This window comes from Aquitalea pelogenes, from assembly GCF_001515305.1.
GTDB lineage: Bacteria > Pseudomonadota > Gammaproteobacteria > Burkholderiales > Chromobacteriaceae > Aquitalea > Aquitalea pelogenes.
In genome coordinates this window covers 1-18,339 of the sequence record NZ_LNQV01000033.1, presented here as the reverse complement: position 1 = coordinate 18,339, position 18,339 = coordinate 1, and the positions used below count along the sequence as shown (strand labels likewise).

Sequence of the window (18,339 nt, the reverse complement as noted above, 5' to 3'; positions counted from 1 at the left end):
CCAACTCCAATACCTCATTTATCACCATGTGCACAGGCTTGAAAATGCCTGTGCTTTTTATTGCGAGAAGGAGTCAACCATGCCCAGCCAACCATCCATCATTGTTTCCAGTCTTGATTACGAAAGGCTGGCAGCCTGGATGGAGCGCATGCCAGCACAGGACAAGACAACGCTGGCGGCGCTGGAAGCCGAGCTGGAACGTGCCGAAGTGGTAGAGCCGGAAGACATACCGGCGGGCATCATCACCATGAACAGTACGGCACGGGTACGTATTGAACAAAGCGGCGAAGAAAAACTGCTGACACTGGTCTACCCCAATCAGGCAGACGGCACTGCTGGGCATGTTTCAGTTCTGGCGCCGGTTGGTGCTGCCCTGCTAGGCCTGGCCGAAGGGCAATCGATTGACTGGCCTACGCTGGCAGGTCAAACCCGACTCACCGTCCTGGAAGTCACCTACCAGCCTGAAGCAGCCGGCGATCTGCACCGTTAATTAAAAATAGCCAGTCAACAGACTGGCTATTTTCGTGTTGGCAGGACGGGCTTACCAGCAGCGCTGAATCATCTGCCCCAGCTTGATCAGCTTGCCATGGAAGAAGTGACCGGCACCCGGGAACACCAAAACCGGCAAGTCCTGTGGACGCGCCCAGTCCAGCACGGCTGACAGTGGAATCACCTCATCCTCTTCACCATGAATCACCAGAGTCTCCGCCGGCACCGCTGGAGTCGGAATGGTGTACTTACCCACTGCCACACCCATCAGCAGCAACTTGTCAGCCTCAATCACGGCACGGGTTCGCGCCGCCACAAAACCGCCGAACGAGAACCCTGCCAGTGCCAGCGGCAAGTCACCATGCACCGTACGGGCATGCTCGACCACGGCAATGACATCCTCCACCTCGCCAACCCCATGGTCGTGCTGACCGCCGCTCTCCCCCACCCCGCGCAGGTTCGGGCAGTAACAGGCATAACCCAGCTGAGACAGCGCCTTGGCGGCTGTCTGCACCACCTTGTTGGTATTGGTGCCGCCCTGTAGCGGGTTCGGGTGGCAAATCACGGCAATTCCCTGCGGCTCGCCTTGCGGCAATACCACGATGGTCTCCAGGTCGCCAACCGGGCCGGAAATCACACACTTGTTCAGGGCTTTCAACATCAGATCTTCAACCTTTCAACAACACGACCAGCTACCATGTGCTCATCGATGATTTCGTCAATGTCCTCACGATCGACAAAGGTGTACCAGGTCTCTTGCGGATAAACCACCATCACCGGCCCATCATCACAACGCCCCAGACAGCCCGCCTTATTGATACGGATCTTGCCGTCACCCGCCAGCCCCAGCGCCTTGACACGGTCCTTCATATAGCCCAGTAGCTCACTGGAACCATGGTTATTGCAGCAATCCTCCCCGGCAGCACGCTGGTTGCAGCAGATAAATACATGTTTGTCGAAATAGCTCATGAACTACCTTTCGTGAACGGATACAGACTTGCCGCACCCGGTAACCAGATCATCAGGCGGGGTTAGCCGTCACTATCCGCCCAGCCGCTGATACCCAGCGTGGCCGCATTTTCGAATTTGGCGTGCTTGCCGACAAAGGCCAGCCGCACCGCACCGGTAGGACCATTACGGTGCTTACCGATAATGGCCTCGGCCATGCCCTTCACTTCCACGTTTTCCGGGTTGTAGTACTCTTCGCGATACATGAAGATGATGATGTCAGCATCCTGCTCGATGGCACCGGATTCACGCAAGTCAGACATCATCGGGCGCTTGTTGGGACGCTGCTCCACCGCACGCGACAGCTGCGACAGCGCAATCACCGGCACCTGCAACTCTTTGGCCAGGCCCTTAAGGCCACGAGAAATTTCGCCCAACTCGGCAGTACGGTTATCACCACGACCAGAACCCGACATCAGCTGCAAATAGTCGATCACGATCAAGCCAAGCTTGCCGCCATGCTGACGTGCCAGACGGCGGGCACGGGCACGTAGTTCCAGTGCGGTGAGTGCCGGGGTTTCGTCGATATACATCGGCGCTTCCGACAGCTTGCCGATAGCGTAAGTAAGTTTTTGCCAGTCTTCATCGCCCAGCTTGCCAGTACGCAATACATGCTGATCAAGCCGCCCCACCGAGCCCAGCATACGCATCACCAGCTGCGCGCCCCCCATTTCCATGGAAAACACTGCCACCGGCAAATGCGCCTCCACTGCCACATGCTCGGCAATATTCATCGAGAACGCGGTTTTACCCATGGATGGACGTCCAGCCACAATCACCAGATCCCCTGGCTGCAGACCGGATGTCTTGGCATCCAGGTCGATAAAGCCGGTAGGAATACCTGTCACTTCGTCCGGATTATCCCGGCTATAAAGCATGTCAATCCGTTCCACCACTTCCTTCAACAGGCCTGGCATTTCCAGAAAGCCCTGCTTTGACTTGGCGGTGGATTCGGCAATCTGGAACACCTTGCCCTCTGCTTCGTCCAGCAGCTGGGCAGCATCGCGGCCTTGTGGGGCATATGCCGATTCGGCAATCTCCGCCCCTACCACCGCCAGCTGACGCATGATGGAACGCTCGCGCACGATTTCGGCATAGCGACGGATATTGGCAGCAGATGGCGTGTTCTGCGCCAGCGTTGCCAGGTAAGACAGACCGCCCACATCCGCCAGCTCGGCGTTTTTGTCCAGCACCTCGGATACCGTCACCACGTCGGCGGGACGGCCCAGCTCAATCAGACGGGCAATATGCTTGAAAATCAGCTTGTGGTCGTGGCGGTAAAAATCCGCCTCGGACACTACATCAGCAATCTTGTCGAAAGCACCATTATCCAGCATCAAACCGCCAAGAACCGATTGTTCGGCTTCGGTCGAATGCGGCGGGGTGCGCAGGGATGCCATGGCACCATCAAAATTTTCGTACTGTTCGGTCATGGAGACTCAATGAAATGTGCAACAGGCAAGAACCGGGATCAGGTGGCAATTCTAGCAGTTTTTGCCGGCCACATAGCCGGATGACCACGCCCACTGGAAGTTGTACCCACCCAGCCAGCCGGTAACATCAACGACTTCGCCGATAAAAAACAGACCTGGTACATCCTTGGCTTCCATGGTTTTGGAAGACAAGGCCTTGGTGGAAACCCCACCACGCGTCACCTCAGCCTTCTTGTAGCCCTGGGTACCATTGGGCTTGATGCGCCAATGCTGAATCTGCTCCGCCAGTTGCAGCCGCTTTTTGGGCGACAAATCCTTCAGCCTGACATTGAAGCCCAACCGGCTCAACCACGCCTCGGCAAAACGCTTGGGCCAGCCCAACTCAGCCAGCGCATTACTCAACAGCTGTTCACTGCCTTGCCGCTCCTCCAGAAACGTCGCTACGTCACAATCAGGCAGCAGATTGATCACCACATCCATTCCCGGTTCCCAGTAAGAGGAAATCTGCAGGATGGCCGGGCCGGACAAGCCTTTGTGAGTAAACAGGATCTGCTCACGGAAACGCCCCTTGCCTGCACGCACTTCCACATCCAGTGACACCCCGGCCAGCGGCGCAAAGGCCTCGGCATCCTCGACATGAAACGTCAGCGGCACCAAGGCCGGACTCAGCCCTGTTACCGGCAGCCCGAACTGTTCGGCAATACGGTAGCCTAGCGGTGTTGCTCCGATTTGCGGGATGGACAAGCCACCGGTGGCCACCACAAGCGCATGCGCACTGAAGAGACCTGCGGTAGTTTCAAGCACAAACAAACCTGTTTCATCTTTGGTAACAGTACTGATGCTAACGCCCATCTGACGGAACACCCCGCCTTTTTGACACTCGGCGTCGAGCATATCGATAACCTGCTGACTGGAATCATCACAAAACAACTGCCCCAGTTTCTTTTCGTGATAAGCAATGCCATGCCGTTCAATCATGGCAATAAAATCCTGTGGACCAAACTGTGCCAGTGCCGAGCGACAAAAATGCGGGTTTTCAGATAAATAGCGCTCTGGCTTCGCATCATGGTTGGTGAAATTACAGCGACCACCACCGGAAATACGAATTTTTTCTGCCAGCTTTTCGGCATGATCCAGCAGCAACACCTTGCGTCCACGCTGACCCGCAATAGCGGCACACATCATGCCAGCAGCCCCGGCACCCAGAACCACGACGTCGAATGACTTATTCATTTTCTTACTTTACTTATTTAGTCAACTATTGGCGATCAAGTGTTGAATCCAGTACACTTGCTGTTACAGTTATCCGCTAGATTCGGCTTTCGCAATTTCGCAAGCCCAATTCTCAACAAGGAGAGCATGATGGAACACAAACTGCCGGAACTGCCTTACGCACTGGATGCGCTGGCCCCCCACATCTCCAAGGAAACCCTGGAATTCCACTACGGCAAGCATCATCAGACTTACATCACCAACCTGAACAACCTGATCAAGGGCACCGAGTTTGAAAATGCCTCGCTGGAAGAAATCGTCAAGAAATCTTCCGGTGGCATCTTCAATAATGCCGCTCAGGTATGGAACCACACTTTCTACTGGTTTGGCCTGGCTCCGAATGCTGGCGGCGAACCGACTGGCGCGCTGGCTGATGCCATCAACGCCAAGTGGGGCTCCTTCGAGGAGTTCAAGAAGGCCTTTACCCAGACTGCCGTTGGCACCTTCGGCTCCGGCTGGGCATGGCTGGTGAAGAATAGCGATGGCTCGCTGGACCTGGTTTCCACCAGCAATGCCGCCACTCCGCTGACCACCGACAAGACCCCGATCCTGACCTGTGACGTGTGGGAGCATGCCTACTACATCGACTACCGCAATAGCCGTCCGAACTATCTGGACAGCTTCTGGAAGCTGGTAAACTGGGACTTCGCTGCCAAGAATTTTGCGGCTTAAGCATCCCGGATAAAACAAAGGGCCTTACGGCCCTTTTTTTATTGCGTAACGCAATTCAAGCAAGGGACAGAACCGGATACCGGCCCTGCCCGTCAGAATATTACTGTTCGCTTTGATCGTTCAGCTGTTGCTTGCCCATCTTGATGGGGTACTTTTGGCGCAGTGTTTCCAGGTAGCTACCCAATTGACTGCGCGCAGTCATCTGCATCATTGCCCCAGCCAGCTGGGTACGCTCTGCGTCATTGACAGCAGCACCCGCAGCAACATTGGCAATCTGGTAAATCGCATAGTCGCCATTATCATGCTTGCTACCGGCAAAGGCCGGCAGGGTGGTGGTTGCAGCAGAGAATACCGCACGCACATCACCCCCAATCATATTGCCAGGGTTACGACGCGAAACCGTTTGCAGTTCGCCCCATTTCTGACCATCAACACCCTTGCCCGCCTTAAGCTGCGCCAACAGAGCCTGTCCCTGTTTTTCTGCAAGCTTGGCGCCTTCAGTGGCGATCAGCTCATTCTTGATGACATCACGCACTTCATCCAGCTTTTGCTGACGCTCAGGCTGATGGTCAGCCACACGTACCACCACCAGATTACCGCCGCCAATATCCACCGGCTCGCTATTGTGCTTTTTCTTCAGCACATCATCACTGAAGGCCGCATCCAGCAACTTGGCGTTGGACAATACCGGATCGGCAGATTTCTTGTCACGAGACACCCAGTCAGAGTGTTGAATCTGCAACTTCAGGGCATCTTGCACACCCTTGAGGGAGTCTGCTTGCTGATAGGCAACCTCTGCCAGCTTGTCGGCCATGCTGCGCAATTGTCCCGCGGCCTTCTGCTGTTTCAGCTTGGCCTCCACTGCGGCCTTGACTGCGGCGAAGTCAGGTTGCTTTATCTCGTCAAGCTTGATGATGTGGTAACCATACTCGGTTTCCACCACCTCACTGATTTTCCCAGCTTGCATACGGAACACCACATCATCAAACGGCTTGACCATGGCTCCACGTGCAAAGAAGCCAAGATCGCCACCATTGGCAGCTGAACCAGGGTCTTGCGATTTGGCTTTGGCCAGTTCCGCAAACTTAGCAGGGTCGGCGCGCAACTGTTTGAGCAAGGCTTCAGCTTCAGCCTTGATCTTTGTCTTCTCTGCCGGTTTGGCATCTTTGGGTACCGTCAGCAGGATATGGGAAGCGCGGCGCTCTTCACCTGCCAGTTCCGCCTTGTGCTGCTCGTAGTATTGTTTCACCTCGGCATCCGTCACGCTCAAGGTAGCAGCAACAGACTGTGGAGACAGCAACACGTAATCAAGCTTGACGGACTCCGCCGTACGGAAGCGCTTGGCATTGGCATCATAGAAAGCCTTCAGCGCCGCGTCATCGGTCTTGACCTGGGAAGCAAAGTCAGCCGGTTTCAACAACAGCAGGCGTACCTGGCGCTCCTGCGCCATCAAACCGCCCATGCGTTCCACTACGCTGCGCGATACAAAACCAGTACCAGCAAAATTGTTGATCTGATTTTGCAGCATGATGTCACGGCTGATTTTGGCTTCAAAAGCCTCGGGTGACATATTGCGTGCAGCAAGGAATTCTTTATAGCGCGTGGCACTGAACTGGCCGTTTTCCTGCAGCTCGGCAATGCCGGCAATCACTTTGCGCAATTGCTCCGGACTGACGATTGCTCCACCGTCCTGCGCCGCTGCGAGCAGCAAGTCCTGACGAATCAAGTCCTCCAGCGCTTGCTGACGGGTTGCCGCATCGGAAGGCTGGCCTTCAAGCAGGCGGTCGAGATCCCGTTTGTAAATCTTGGCAGAGCCTACCTTGACCAGGTACGGGTCTTCCACGGCAGAGGTGTAACTACCCACACCAAAGCCAACAAAGGTCAGCGCAACCGCGCCCAGAATGACTTGAATGGCAATTTTATTATTCTGAACAAAATCGAACATGGCGATATCGGCGCAAGCCACCCCATTGGTAAAAAAAAAGGTGAACGACTGAATACGTTCACCTTTTCTGTAGATTCTGGCGGAGTGGACGGGACTCGAACCCGCGACCCCCGGCGTGACAGGCCGGTATTCTAACCAACTGAACTACCACTCCAAACTTTGGTGGGCGTTGACGGAGTCGAACCGCCGACATTCTGCTTGTAAGGCAGACGCTCTACCAACTGAGCTAAACGCCCGCTATAAAACCTTGCCGCTATCGCTAACGACAAGGTTGAAGATTATAGCGCGTCTTTCAGTGCTTTGCCAGCACGGAACTTCGGAGAACGTGCAGCCGGGATCTTGATGGTTTCGCCAGTTTTCGGGTTGCGACCGCTGCGTTCAGCACGCTCGCCAACATAGAAAGTACCAAAACCTACCAAAGTCACGGTGTCGCCCTTTTTCAGAGCGTCGGTAACAGCGGCAACCATACCATCCAGTGCTTGGCAGCTGCAGCTTTGGAAATATCAGCTTCAGCGGCGATTGCATCAATCAGTTCAGACTTGTTCACGTAAGTCCCCTTTCGTCGTTCTTCGGTCTACGTAATTCGGATAAAAACCGCTTGCTTTATAGCAAGGTCAAAATCCTTGTGTCAAGCGGCTTCCAGAGGAATATTGCCTTATGGCAAGGTCATCCGGAAAGCACAAGCGGCCCGGTAATTTCACTACGGCTGCAACATACTGATTTTTAATGCGTCATTACGGATACACCGGCCGCACCTTCCGGCGCGGGGTGCAACTCGTCCGGCTTCGCGTCATCAGGCAAGGGTTCGGGCTGGCGCTCCAATGCCAGGGCCAATACCTCGTCGATCCACTTAACGGGATGAATCTCCAGCTTCTGCTTGATGTTGGCAGGAATATCCACCAGATCCTTGGCATTGCCATGCGGAATCAGCACATGCTTGATTCCACCACGATGCGCAGCCAGCAGTTTTTCTTTCAAACCACCAATGGGCAGCACTTCGCCACGCAAGGTGATTTCGCCCGTCATCGCCACGTCAGAGCGTACCGGAATTCCCGCCAGAACGGAAACAATTGCAGTCGTCATGGCAATGCCGGCACTCGGCCCATCCTTGGGTGTTGCACCTTCCGGCACATGAATGTGCATGTCATGCTTTTCATGGAAATCCGGTTTGATTCCCAAGGCACGCGAACGACTGCGCACCACACTCATTGCCGCGGTGATGGACTCCTGCATCACCTCACCCAATTGGCCGGTACGGACAATATTACCCTTGCCAGGCAGTGATACTGCTTCGATGGTGAGCAACTCGCCACCCACCTCGGTCCAGGCAAGGCCCGTCACCTGACCAATACGGTTTTCCTGCTCAGCCACGCCATAATCAAAGCGATGAACGCCCAGATATTTGTCGAGGTTCTTCGCATTCACCGTCACCTTGGCTGCCTTGTTCTTGCCCAGCAGCGTGCTAGTGACCACCTTGCGGCAAATCTTGGCAATTTCCCGGTCCAGACTACGGACACCCGCCTCGCGGGTGTAGTAGCGCACGATGTCGCGCAAGGCACTTTCCTGCAGTACCAGCTCGCCATCTTGCACGCCATTGGCCTTCATCTGCTTGGGCACCAGGTACTTCAGTGCGATATTGACCTTTTCGTCTTCGGTGTAACCGGCCAATCGGATGATCTCCATGCGATCCAGCAAGGCATGGGGAATATTCAGCGAATTGGCAGTGGCTACAAACATCACATCAGACAGGTCGTACTCAACCTCGGCGTAATGGTCAACGAAAGAGTGATTCTGCTCCGGATCCAGTACTTCCAGCAAGGCAGATGATGGGTCGCCACGGAAATCAGCTCCCATCTTGTCCACCTCATCCAACAGGAACAACGGGTTCTTCACCCCGACTTTGCTCATGTTCTGCAGTACCTTGCCCGGCATGGAGCCGATATAGGTACGACGATGACCACGAATCTCGGATTCGTCGCGCACGCCACCCAGTGCCATGCGGACAAACTTGCGGTTGGTCGCACGGGCGATGGACTGACCCAGAGAGGTCTTACCCACCCCTGGCGGCCCTACCAGGCACAAAATAGGCGCTTTGAGCTTGTCGACACGCTGCTGCACTGCCAGGTACTCCAGAATGCGCTCCTTGACCTTTTCCAGGCCAAAGTGATCCTCATCCAGTACTGCCTCGGCATTGGCCACATCCTTGTTGATCTTGGTCTTTTTCTTCCAGGGCAACTCAAGCAGGGTGTCAATGTAATTGCGCACAACCGTCGCTTCCGCTGACATCGGCGACATCATCTTGAGCTTTTTAAGCTCGGCACTGACCTTGTCCTTGGCTTCTTTTGGCATGCCAGCCAGACGAATCTTCTTTTCGAGCTCATCGATGTCGCTGACTTCATCCATGTCACCCAGTTCTTTCTGGATGGCCTTGACCTGCTCGTTCAGGTAGTACTCGCGCTGACTCTTTTCCATCTGGCGCTTGACGCGACCACGGATGCGCTTTTCCACCTGCAGGATGTCGATTTCGCCTTCCAGCTGAGACAGCAGATGCTCAAGCCGGGCACGGACATCAAACATCTCCAGCACTTCCTGCTTTTGCTCAAGCTTGAGCGGCAGATGGGCGACGATGGTATCTGCCATGCGGCCGGCACGCTCGATCCCCGCCAGGGATGTCATGACTTCCGGCGGAATCTTCTTGTTGAGTTTGACGTACTGTTCAAACTGGGCCAGCAAGGCACGGCGCATGGCTTCGGACTCGGTAGAGTCCTCGCCGTCCGCTGCCAGCGGCGTGATGGTGCCGACAAAGCAGCCACCATCTTCTTCAACCTGGGAAATTTGCGCGCGCTGACGGCCCTCGACCAGCACTTTAACCGTGCCATCCGGGAGCTTGAGCATTTGCAGCACCGAGGCAATCGTGCCGACGCTGTAAAGGTCATCCGCTTCCGGTTCGTCCTTGGAGGCAGAGCGCTGGGCTACCAGCAACACCTGCTTGCCTTCGTCCATGGCGCTTTCCAGCGCCCTGATTGACTTGGCCCTGCCGACAAACAGCGGGATGACCATATGAGGAAAAACAACCACATCCCGCAACGGGAGCAGGGGCAATGTGGTTTCTTCGCGGAGTTCTGCGGGTTGGGGCATATCACCTAACCTTGCGTACGTGAAACATTGCATGAAAGATGGGGCGGTCATGCTGAAAATCAACACCCCATACTAAATCAGTTTGGCGACATTACAAAAGAAAACCGCCCATTAAGGGCGGCTTTATCTGCGACTGAACAGACTCAGGCAGACTGCGCCTGCTCATCCTTGTCACGATAGATAAACAAAGGCTTTTCACCTTTTTCGATAACCTTTTCATCTACCACGACTTTTTCCACGTTTTCCATGGAAGGCAGCTCATACATGGTGTCCAGCAATACACGCTCGATGATGGAACGCAAACCACGCGCACCCGTCTTGCGAATTAGCGCCTGCTTGGCAATGACACGCAATGCAGACGGACGCACTTCCAGCTCGACGTTTTCCATGCGGAACAAGCGCTGATACTGCTTAATCAATGCATTCTTGGGCTGCGTCAGAATGGTGACCATGGCCTCTTCGTCCAGCTCTTCCAGCGTAGCAACCACCGGCAGACGGCCAATCAGCTCGGGAATCAGACCAAAACGGATGAGGTCTTCCGGCTCAGCCTCCTTGAACAAGGCAGAGGTGGACTTGCTGTCATCCTTGGAGCTGACTTCAGCACCAAAACCGATCCCGCCCTTTTCCGAGCGGCGACGGATGATCTTTTCCAGACCATCAAATGCACCACCGCAGATGAACAGGATATTGGTGGTATCCACCTGAATGAATTCCTGGTTCGGATGCTTGCGTCCACCTTGCGGCGGAATAGAAGCAACCGTCCCTTCGATCAGCTTCAGCAAGGCTTGCTGCACCCCCTCACCCGAAACATCGCGGGTAATGGACGGGTTTTCCGATTTGCGCGAAATCTTGTCGATTTCATCGATGTAAACAATGCCGCGCTGGGCCTTTTCCACATCGTAATCGCACTTTTGCAGCAGCTTCTGGATGATGTGTTCGACATCCTCACCCACATAGCCGGCCTCGGTCAGCGTGGTGGCATCCGCAATAACGAACGGTACATCCAGCAAACGTGCCAGCGACTGCGCCAGCAAAGTCTTGCCTGAGCCGGTAGGCCCTACCAGCAGGATGTTGCTCTTAGCCAGCTCGACTTCATCCTTGTCGCTTGCCGGGGTGTACAGACGCTTGTAATGGTTGTACACGGCAACAGAAAGCGTTTTCTTGGCGAAATCCTGACCAATGATGTACTGATCCAGATCGGCGCGGATTTCCTGTGGCGTGGGCAAAGCCGTTGAGGCAGTTCCTGCCTCACCAATCTCACCCACTACCTTTTCCAGCTCCTCGCGAATGATGTCATTGCAAAGCTCAACACACTCATTGCAGATAAACACCTGAGGACCGGCGATCAGACGCTGGACTTCATGCTGGCTCTTGCCGCAGAAAGAGCAATACAGAAGTTTTTCGTTGCTGCTTTTATCAGCCATTAGCTAGTTCCACTGCTTACGCCGTGACATCCTTGCGGGAGGTCAGCACTTTATCAATCAGGCCATATTCACGAGCTTCGTCGGCGGACATGAAATTGTCACGCTCGGTGTCGGCCTGCAAACGCTCCATGGTCTGGCCGGAATGCTTGGCCAGCAACTCATTCATCTTGGCCTTCACCTTCACCAGCTCACGGGCATGGATTTCAATATCGGTCACCTGGCCGCTCAGACCACCGCCATACAGCAAGGGCTGGTGGATCATCACACGACTGTTGGTCAGCGCAAAGCGCTTGCCTTGCGTCCCTGCCGAAAGCAGGAAGGCACCCATACTGGCAGCCTGGCCAATGCACAGGGTGGAGATGTCCGGCTTGATGAAATTCATCGTGTCGTAAATGGACATGCCGGCGGTAATCGAACCACCCGGTGAGTTGATGTAGAAATAGATGTCCTTGTCCGGATTTTCCGACTCAAGGAACAACATCTGCGCTACAACCAGGTTGGCCGATTCGTCAGTGACGGGCCCCACCAGGAACACGATACGTTCCTTGAGCAGGCGCGAGTAGATGTCGTAGGCGCGCTCGCCACGGCCACTCTGCTCCACCACCATGGGCACCAGGCCCAGCCCTTGCGGTTCAATCATCGATTTCATCGACCAACTCCGTTTGTATCGTTATCAGGCGTTGTTACCCATCAGGGCATCAAAGGACAGCTCTTCCACTTCAACCTTGGCCTTGGACAGGACAAATTCCACAACATTGTCTTCCAGCACCATGGAGGTCGGGCCTTCCAGACGATCTGCGCTGGCGTAATACCAGGTCAGCACTTCTTCCGGATGCTCGTAGCTGTCAGCAAACTCTTCGATCATGGTTTTGACTTGTTCCGGCTTGGCTTCCAGCTTGTTCGCTTCCACCACTTCAGCCAGGATCAGACCCAGTGCCACGCGGCGCTCTGCTTGCTGGGCAAACAGTTCCGGCGGGAAAGGCATGTCTTTTACGTTCATGCCGCGCTGCTGCATGTCGCGTTGCGCCTGTTCAATCAGACGACCGATTTCCAGTTGAACCAGAGCCTTCGGCAACGTGATTTCGGTCGCATCCAGCAGCGCTTGCATCACGGCTTCTTTGGTGCGAGCTTGCAGGCGACGCTTCACTTCGCGCTCAACATTCTTGCGAATTTCAGCGCGCATCTTTTCTACGTCGCCATCAGCGATGCCCAGCAGCTTGGCGAACTCTTCATTCACTTCCGGCAGGGTTGCTTCAGCAACGTTCTTCACGGTGATTTCGAATACAGCAGTCTTGCCTGCTACATCCTTGCCATGATAGTCAGCCGGGAAGGACACTTCCACATTCTTGACTTCGCCTTCCTTCAGGCCGGTCACACCAGCCTCGAAGTCAGCCAGCATCTGACCCTGACCGATTACAAAGGGGAAGTTTTCGGAAGAACCACCTTCAAACAGCACGCCATCGATGCTGCCCTTGAAGTCGATGATCACGCGATCACCTTCAGCAGCGGCACGCTCAACGCGGTTGTAGCGGGTACGTTGCTTGCGCAGGATGTCGATGGTTTTTTCGATTTCAACATCGGTAACCGGGGTGGAAGGCTTCTTGATTTCCTTGTCGGCCAGCTCGCCAACCTTCACTTCCGGATACACTTCAAAAGTAGCGGCAAACTTGAAGTTTTCAGCATCACCTTCAGCGGCAACCGGCTCGAAGCGCGGGTAGCCAGCAACACGCAATTTCTGCTCGCTGACAGCACTGTAAAAACCTTGCTGAACCTGCTCGCCCAACACCTCTTCACGCACCTGGGCACCGTAGTTGGCTTCAACAATCTTCAGCGGAGCCTTGCCCGGGCGGAAACCTTGAATCTTGGCAGTGCGAGCCACGCGCTTCAGGCGCTCGGTCACTTGGGCATCAATGGCAGCCATCGGCAGAGCGATGTTCATGCGACGCTCAAGATTGCTCAACGTTTCCAGTTGTACTTGCATGTTCAATCCTTAAACTAGTCAGCTGAATACGAGTTCGGCTCTTGCACGAACAATTCGTATCTTGGAAAACAGGTGAAACCCTCCAGGGCTTCGGCTCTATATGGGGCCTCAAGCCCCAGCTACAAGTGCAGTTCATCCACCGCCAGCACAACAGCCTTGGCAGGACAGCACCACATTGCGAAGACGCGCAGTATAGCATGTGCCCTGTTTTGTATGCAGCCGAATCACTGCCACTGGCAAGCATGTCAAACTCGGCAAGATGAAAAGGGAGAAATCGGCGAGCACCTTACCAAGACTCAGTTCACAGGAACATACCATCACGTGATATGCGGGCAAATTCATCCTGGCGTATTGCATGGACTGCAGCGGCAGATGACGCACATCCGCAGTGGCAATCTCGCACTTGAAATGCAATTCATAGAACAACAAACGCAAAACGGGCCTTGTATCTCTACAAGCCGTAGTATTTGGTGCCGGCGGCAGGAATCGAACTCGCGACCCCCTGATTACAAGTCAGGTGCTCTACCAACTGAGCTACACCGGCGAAGGGCTGCAATATAGCGTCCTGCCTTCTAATTGGCAAGAGGCTCAGTGCATTTTCTTACTCTTCTTTTTTGTGCTCTTTTTTATACTATTGTTTTTGCTTGGTTTATGCGATTTGTATTTCTTGGCATGCGATGAATGGGCTGGAGTGTGCTTAGTCAAAACTTTGGCCTTATGCACTTTGACGACCCCGCCACCCCTGTGCAGCTTCACGGCTTTTCGCTTGGCATGAGCATGGCCATTTCGTTTGACGTGCTTTGCCGACCGACGCTCTGCACCAGCGCGCTTTGCCACCCCTCCCGCACGCTCATGACGAGTCGATGACTTTATCGTCTTGACTGGTGCATTTTGCACATCACCCGGCAAAGGAATATCTTCCGTTTCGGCATGCGCGACACCAGACAGCAACAACGCACCCAACAGCAGGGCACGCCCAATAATGGAATGATTCATAATCAAGTCAGAGCCCTTATGGTTTACCTAATATTCAGTCAGGTGTAAGGAAAGGGGAACAAACCAGCGATCTTAGCACGGCTTGCTGATACACACGCAGCCATGTCTTCCAGAGAAGATCTCATCCATCAAGAGTCCAAGCCGGGAAAACATCCAACGGCCCCATCCAGCGAGACCTCTGCACAATGGGATCCATGACAGATGGATCAACCTCCTTCAATTGATGAAGATGCGCAAATGCATACAATGGGAAAGTCGCAGCTTGAATTTGAAGCAGATGGAAATATATAGAGAAAACAGAAAATAATATAAAACTGTTCATCTATCTGGTGGTGCGAGCGGAGAGACTCGAACTCTCACGCCTTGCGGCGCTGGAACCTAAATCCAGTGCGTCTACCAATTCCGCCACGCTCGCACAATTGGGTAACAAGGATATTGCCACCCGAAAGGAGGCCGAACTATACCGCAGGACAGCCTATCTTTCAAGCCATCCAGAATGAACCAAACACACGGTTTCGTGTCAGAATGCAGGCACATCGCCTTGAGCACACACTGACGCAGTATAAACACACAAAGGGAGCGCAGCATGCAACCAGATCTGCACAATACCTACCAAACCAGCACCGCCGACCTGTCGCGAAACAAGATTCTGCGCAACACCTATGGCTTGCTTGGTCTTTCGATGATCCCCACAGTCATGGGTGCACTGATTGGCACCCACCTGAACTTTGCCTTCATGGCTGCCAGCCCCATCATGGGCATGCTGGCCATCATGGCAGTATTCTATGGCCTGGTTTTTGCCATCGAAAAAAACCGCAATAATTCGCTGGGCGTGTTCCTGATGCTGGGCTTTACCTTCATGATGGGCCTGCTGCTGGGGCCTTTGCTGCAATTTGCCCTGCGCTTCAGCAATGGCGGCCAGCTCATCATGACAGCCGGTGCGGCAACTGCTCTGGTTTTCATCGTGATGGCAGGCATTGCCAGCACGACCAAACGTGATTTGTCCGCACTGGGCAATTTCCTGACCGTAGGAGCATCGTGCTGATGGTGGCTGTTGTTGCCAACCTCTTCCTGCAAATGCCCGGCGTACAACTGGCCATTGCTGCAGCCTTTGCCTTGTTCAGCTCGCTGATGATCCTGTGGCAAGTCAAGGTGGTGGTGGATGGCGGTGAGTCCAGCTATGTCTCGGCCGCCCTGTCCATTTACATCAGCATTTACAATCTCTTTACCAGCCTGCTGCAATTGTTGCTGGCTTTCAGCGGCGACCGGGATTAATCATAAGCTGCATAAGAAAAAGCGCCTTGTTCAAGGCGCTTTTTTCATTTCTGGCACCCATTCGGGCCAAAAGCCGCCGGGATCAAAACAATCACTTGCTACCGCGACGCCAGGTACTGCCAGCAGCTTGCCTTCAGCAGAATAAAGTAGCGGCCATTGCTTGCGCAAAACCGGGGGCATTCCCGCCTCCTGCAACAGCTTGCGCACTTCCTTGCGGCCATATGGCTGCATCAGCAACTCGCCACCCAGACGGGGTTGCAGTACCAAACCTTCGGCAATGACATCCATTGACAAGCCCCCGCCACCCTTCCACCGCAAGCCCCCAGCCCAGTCAGGTGAGCAAACGGTATTTTCCAGCGAGGCTGCATCCAGCCTGATCGGACTATCTGGCACATATTTGAGTTGGGTCACCAAATAGAGAGACTGCCGATAGCGCAACAAAACCCTTCCATCCAATTGCAAAGAAGGATGCGCTTCAACACCTGCGTGGCGCAATTGCCGCAGGAACTCTTGCAATCGATTCGGGGCAACCCCTTGCAAACCCCTCTCCTGCAACCAGGCCAGCACGACAAAGCCCTGCCGAACCTCGGACAATGCCAGTAGTGGTGCCACTGCCAGGCCATCTGCCGTCAGGCAGGCAGACAAATCGCCAGCCACCACCTCATCCAGCAATTGGGTAGCCTGCGCCATATGCCAGGCGGAACGAGCGATTTGGTGCCGATAAGCGGGAACATGCTGCTGCAGCAAGGGCATGATGCGATGACGAAGCATATTGCGGCGATATCTCAAATCGTCGTTGCTATCATCCTCCACCCAGGCCAGCGCGTGCTCACCGGCGTATTGCTCCAGTTGCTGGCGGGTGAATTGCAATAGAGGACGCCACAGCGGCTTGTCGGCCAGTTGCCGCAATACCGGCATGCCAGCCAAAGCTCTTACCCCACCGCCACGTAACAACTGGAGCAGCACGGTTTCCGCCTGGTCATCCAGATGCTGCGCCAGCACCACCACATCGGCCTTTGTTTGCTGATAGGCCTCATAGCGCAATTGTCTAGCACAGGCTTCAATGCCTTGCGGAGCGTTGCGATCAACCAGCACACGAACAACGCGCAGTGGAATGTTCCACCGGGCGCAAACCTGCTGACAGTGTTGCACCCAGGCTTCTGCAGCCGGGTTGAGGCCGTGATGAACATGCACCGCAGACACCTGCAAGCCTGGACGGCGTGCCCGGGCACGCGCAAGCAGGGAGAGCAACACCATGGAGTCCAGCCCACCACTGAGGCCAAGCTCAAAAGCACAAAGGCCGGACAATTCGTCCGGCCAGTTGGCTAATACATGCTCAAGCAGATCAGGCTGCATCTTCCTTGAAGCGTCCATAACTCATCAAACGATCAAAGCGCTCTTTGAGCAGGGCATCAATCGGCCGATTGGCAAAGTCTTTCAGCTGCTCCTGAATGACGCGCTTCATGGCATTCATCATTTGCGCATGATCACGATGAGCGCCACCCACTGGCTCATTGATGACGCGATCAATCAGTCCCAGTGTTTTGAGACGGTTGGCAGTAATGCCCAGCGCTTCAGCTGCTTCCGATGCACGCTCAGCCGTTTTCCACAGAATGGAAGCACAGCCTTCGGGCGAAATCACGGAATAAGTTGAATATTGCAGCATATTCACCTGATCACCCACCGCAATGGCCAGCGCACCACCGGAGCCACCCTCACCGATAACAGTGCAGATGATGGGGACACGCAGGCGCGTCATCTCGTAGAGGTTGCGACCAATCGCTTCGGACTGGCCACGCTCTTCCGCACCAATACCAGGGTAAGCACCCGGAGTATCAATGAAGGTGATGATGGGAATGCCAAATTTTTCGGCCAGCTTCATCAGGCGCAATGCCTTGCGATACCCTTCTGGGCGTGGCATGCCGAAATTACGGTAAATCTTTTCCTTGGTATCACGGCCCTTCTGATGACCAATCACCATGACTGGCTGGCCATTGAAGCGGGCCAGGCCACCCACGATTGCCGGATCATCAGCAAACGCGCGATCACCATCAGCTCTTCAAAGTCAGTGAAGATGCTGCGCAGGTAATCCAGCGTATACGGGCGCTGCGGGTGGCGCGCCACCTGCGAGATCTGCGAGGGGGACAGTTTGGCATATAGAGTCTTGGTCAGTTCCAGACTCTTCTTTTGCAGGCGTGCGATCTCTTCAGAGATGTCCAGTACGGAATCATCCTGTACGAATCGCAGCTCTTCTATCTTGTTCTCGAGCTCGGCGATAGGCTGCTCAAAATCGAGAAAGGTCGGCTTCATTATGCACATCATCCGATTAAGCGAATCGGGCAATCATACATGACAGCAAAAGAATCCGTCACGCCCCTGTCTGACAAAATTCAGTCTGCATAAGGAGTCGATCCGTTTATTCCGGCTATTACGCAAAAAAGTGAAACCAACCTCTTGCGCGGAGTTTTAGCCTGTGCTTTAATTCGCCTCCTCGCTGAGACGCAAACGCAGACAGCGAAAAGATTTCAGGGCGTTTAGCTCAGTTGGTAGAGCGTCTGCCTTACAAGCAGAATGTCGGCGGTTCGACTCCGTCAACGCCCACCAAGGTTGGAGTGGTAGTTCAGTTGGTTAGAATACCGGCCTGTCACGCCGGGGGTCGCGGGTTCGAGTCCCGTCCACTCCGCCAACAGTTTAAAAAGCAGTAAC

General features: G+C 54.5%; 13 protein-coding genes, 6 tRNA genes and 3 pseudogenes. 5 read left to right on the top strand and 17 right to left on the bottom strand.

Annotation, left to right across the window (positions count from 1 at the left end):
- The first annotated feature begins 79 nt into the window (after nucleotides 1-79).
- On the top strand, nucleotides 80-490 hold the full coding sequence (gene rnk, locus AWT75_RS14190) for a nucleoside diphosphate kinase regulator (protein WP_045848604.1): 411 nt from the start codon (nucleotides 80-82) through the stop codon (nucleotides 488-490).
- Nucleotides 491-541: 51 nt separating this feature from the next.
- On the opposite strand, the gene AWT75_RS14185 is transcribed toward rnk, so the two are convergent.
- From AWT75_RS14185 to AWT75_RS14170, 4 genes are all read right to left on the bottom strand, one after another.
- Nucleotides 542-1,150, bottom strand: a complete 609-nt coding sequence (locus AWT75_RS14185) for an alpha/beta hydrolase (RefSeq protein ID WP_062789750.1) — start codon at nucleotides 1,148-1,150, stop codon at nucleotides 542-544.
- Nucleotides 1,150-1,458 carry a (2Fe-2S) ferredoxin domain-containing protein gene (locus tag AWT75_RS14180; protein WP_045848602.1) on the bottom strand — a complete coding sequence of 103 codons (309 nt, stop codon included), beginning with the start codon at nucleotides 1,456-1,458 and terminating at the stop codon, nucleotides 1,150-1,152. Before AWT75_RS14180 ends, AWT75_RS14185 begins: the two co-directional genes overlap by 1 nt.
- Before the next feature lie 62 nt (nucleotides 1,459-1,520).
- A complete protein-coding gene (gene dnaB / locus AWT75_RS14175; RefSeq protein ID WP_062789748.1) occupies nucleotides 1,521-2,930 on the bottom strand; it encodes a replicative DNA helicase in 1,410 nt (469 codons plus the stop codon).
- Nucleotides 2,931-2,981: 51 nt separating this feature from the next.
- Nucleotides 2,982-4,163: a BaiN/RdsA family NAD(P)/FAD-dependent oxidoreductase gene (locus AWT75_RS14170; RefSeq protein ID WP_062789746.1), complete on the bottom strand. Its 1,182-nt coding sequence runs from the start codon at nucleotides 4,161-4,163 to the stop codon at nucleotides 2,982-2,984.
- Between the two features lie 129 nt (nucleotides 4,164-4,292).
- Here AWT75_RS14170 and sodB point away from each other — a divergent pair, with 129 nt between their 5' ends.
- Nucleotides 4,293-4,874 (top strand): superoxide dismutase [Fe], encoded by a 582-nt coding sequence (gene sodB, locus AWT75_RS14165; protein WP_045848599.1) that lies wholly within the window; start codon nucleotides 4,293-4,295, stop codon nucleotides 4,872-4,874.
- A gap of 100 nt (nucleotides 4,875-4,974) precedes the next feature.
- Here sodB and AWT75_RS14160 read toward each other — a convergent pair whose 3' ends face one another.
- From AWT75_RS14160 to AWT75_RS14115, 11 genes and pseudogenes are all read right to left on the bottom strand, one after another.
- Entirely contained in the window at nucleotides 4,975-6,819 is a 1,845-nt protein-coding gene (locus AWT75_RS14160; RefSeq protein WP_062789744.1) for a SurA N-terminal domain-containing protein, read from the bottom strand.
- Nucleotides 6,820-6,896: 77 nt separating this feature from the next.
- Nucleotides 6,897-6,973, bottom strand: a tRNA-Asp gene (locus AWT75_RS14155).
- Between the two features lie 6 nt (nucleotides 6,974-6,979).
- Nucleotides 6,980-7,055, bottom strand: a tRNA-Val gene (locus AWT75_RS14150).
- A 42-nt stretch (nucleotides 7,056-7,097) separates the two neighbouring features.
- Nucleotides 7,098-7,366 (bottom strand): annotated as a pseudogene (locus AWT75_RS14145) (HU family DNA-binding protein).
- Between the two features lie 176 nt (nucleotides 7,367-7,542).
- Nucleotides 7,543-9,957 (bottom strand): endopeptidase La, encoded by a 2,415-nt coding sequence (gene lon, locus AWT75_RS14140; RefSeq protein WP_062789741.1) that lies wholly within the window; start codon nucleotides 9,955-9,957, stop codon nucleotides 7,543-7,545.
- A 143-nt stretch (nucleotides 9,958-10,100) separates the two neighbouring features.
- The gene (gene clpX / locus AWT75_RS14135; RefSeq protein WP_045848596.1) at nucleotides 10,101-11,381 is read right to left on the bottom strand and encodes an ATP-dependent Clp protease ATP-binding subunit ClpX; all 1,281 of its coding nucleotides are present in this window, start codon (nucleotides 11,379-11,381) and stop codon (nucleotides 10,101-10,103) included.
- A 16-nt stretch (nucleotides 11,382-11,397) separates the two neighbouring features.
- Nucleotides 11,398-12,030 (bottom strand): ATP-dependent Clp endopeptidase proteolytic subunit ClpP, encoded by a 633-nt coding sequence (gene clpP / locus AWT75_RS14130; protein WP_045848595.1) that lies wholly within the window; start codon nucleotides 12,028-12,030, stop codon nucleotides 11,398-11,400.
- Nucleotides 12,031-12,054: 24 nt separating this feature from the next.
- A complete protein-coding gene (gene tig / locus AWT75_RS14125) occupies nucleotides 12,055-13,362 on the bottom strand; it encodes a trigger factor (RefSeq protein WP_062789774.1) in 1,308 nt (435 codons plus the stop codon).
- Nucleotides 13,363-13,830: 468 nt separating this feature from the next.
- Nucleotides 13,831-13,906: transfer RNA gene (locus tag AWT75_RS14120), tRNA-Thr, on the bottom strand.
- Nucleotides 13,907-13,950: 44 nt separating this feature from the next.
- A complete protein-coding gene (locus AWT75_RS21330; protein WP_153013340.1) occupies nucleotides 13,951-14,358 on the bottom strand; it encodes a hypothetical protein in 408 nt (135 codons plus the stop codon).
- A gap of 330 nt (nucleotides 14,359-14,688) precedes the next feature.
- A tRNA-Leu gene (locus tag AWT75_RS14115) sits at nucleotides 14,689-14,773 on the bottom strand.
- Nucleotides 14,774-14,944: 171 nt separating this feature from the next.
- Between AWT75_RS14115 and AWT75_RS14110 the strand changes: the two are divergent.
- Nucleotides 14,945-15,633: pseudogene (locus AWT75_RS14110) on the top strand (Bax inhibitor-1 family protein).
- Nucleotides 15,634-15,663: 30 nt separating this feature from the next.
- Here AWT75_RS14110 and tilS read toward each other — a convergent pair.
- Together tilS and AWT75_RS14100 are read right to left on the bottom strand one after the other, a co-directional pair.
- A complete protein-coding gene (tilS, locus tag AWT75_RS14105; protein ID WP_062789739.1) occupies nucleotides 15,664-16,989 on the bottom strand; it encodes a tRNA lysidine(34) synthetase TilS in 1,326 nt (441 codons plus the stop codon).
- Nucleotides 16,979-17,943: pseudogene (locus tag AWT75_RS14100) on the bottom strand (acetyl-CoA carboxylase carboxyltransferase subunit alpha). Before AWT75_RS14100 ends, tilS begins: the two are co-directional and overlap by 11 nt.
- A 218-nt stretch (nucleotides 17,944-18,161) precedes the next feature.
- Between AWT75_RS14100 and AWT75_RS14095 the strand changes: the two are divergent.
- Nucleotides 18,162-18,237: transfer RNA gene (locus AWT75_RS14095), tRNA-Val, on the top strand.
- Nucleotides 18,238-18,242: 5 nt separating this feature from the next.
- Nucleotides 18,243-18,319, top strand: a tRNA-Asp gene (locus AWT75_RS14090).
- Nucleotides 18,320-18,339: the final 20 nt, after the last annotated feature.

Excerpts from the sequence above, each read along its gene's own strand:
- clpP (WP_045848595.1), bottom strand. The coding sequence starts at position 12,030 with ATGAAATCGATGATTGAACCGCAAGGGCTGGGCCTGGTGCCCATGGTG.
- dnaB (WP_062789748.1), bottom strand. The coding sequence starts at position 2,930 with ATGACCGAACAGTACGAAAATTTTGATGGTGCCATGGCATCCCTGCGC.
- clpX (WP_045848596.1), bottom strand. The coding sequence starts at position 11,381 with ATGGCTGATAAAAGCAGCAACGAAAAACTTCTGTATTGCTCTTTCTGC.
- AWT75_RS14180 (WP_045848602.1), bottom strand. The coding sequence starts at position 1,458 with ATGAGCTATTTCGACAAACATGTATTTATCTGCTGCAACCAGCGTGCT.
- tilS (WP_062789739.1), bottom strand. The coding sequence starts at position 16,989 with ATGCAGCCTGATCTGCTTGAGCATGTATTAGCCAACTGGCCGGACGAA.
- AWT75_RS21330 (WP_153013340.1), bottom strand. The coding sequence starts at position 14,358 with ATGAATCATTCCATTATTGGGCGTGCCCTGCTGTTGGGTGCGTTGTTG.
- AWT75_RS14185 (WP_062789750.1), bottom strand. The coding sequence starts at position 1,150 with ATGTTGAAAGCCCTGAACAAGTGTGTGATTTCCGGCCCGGTTGGCGAC.
- AWT75_RS14160 (WP_062789744.1), bottom strand. The coding sequence starts at position 6,819 with ATGTTCGATTTTGTTCAGAATAATAAAATTGCCATTCAAGTCATTCTG.
- lon (WP_062789741.1), bottom strand. The coding sequence starts at position 9,957 with ATGCCCCAACCCGCAGAACTCCGCGAAGAAACCACATTGCCCCTGCTC.
- tig (WP_062789774.1), bottom strand. The coding sequence starts at position 13,362 with ATGCAAGTACAACTGGAAACGTTGAGCAATCTTGAGCGTCGCATGAAC.
- sodB (WP_045848599.1), top strand. The coding sequence starts at position 4,293 with ATGGAACACAAACTGCCGGAACTGCCTTACGCACTGGATGCGCTGGCC.
- AWT75_RS14170 (WP_062789746.1), bottom strand. The coding sequence starts at position 4,163 with ATGAATAAGTCATTCGACGTCGTGGTTCTGGGTGCCGGGGCTGCTGGC.
- rnk (WP_045848604.1), top strand. The coding sequence starts at position 80 with ATGCCCAGCCAACCATCCATCATTGTTTCCAGTCTTGATTACGAAAGG.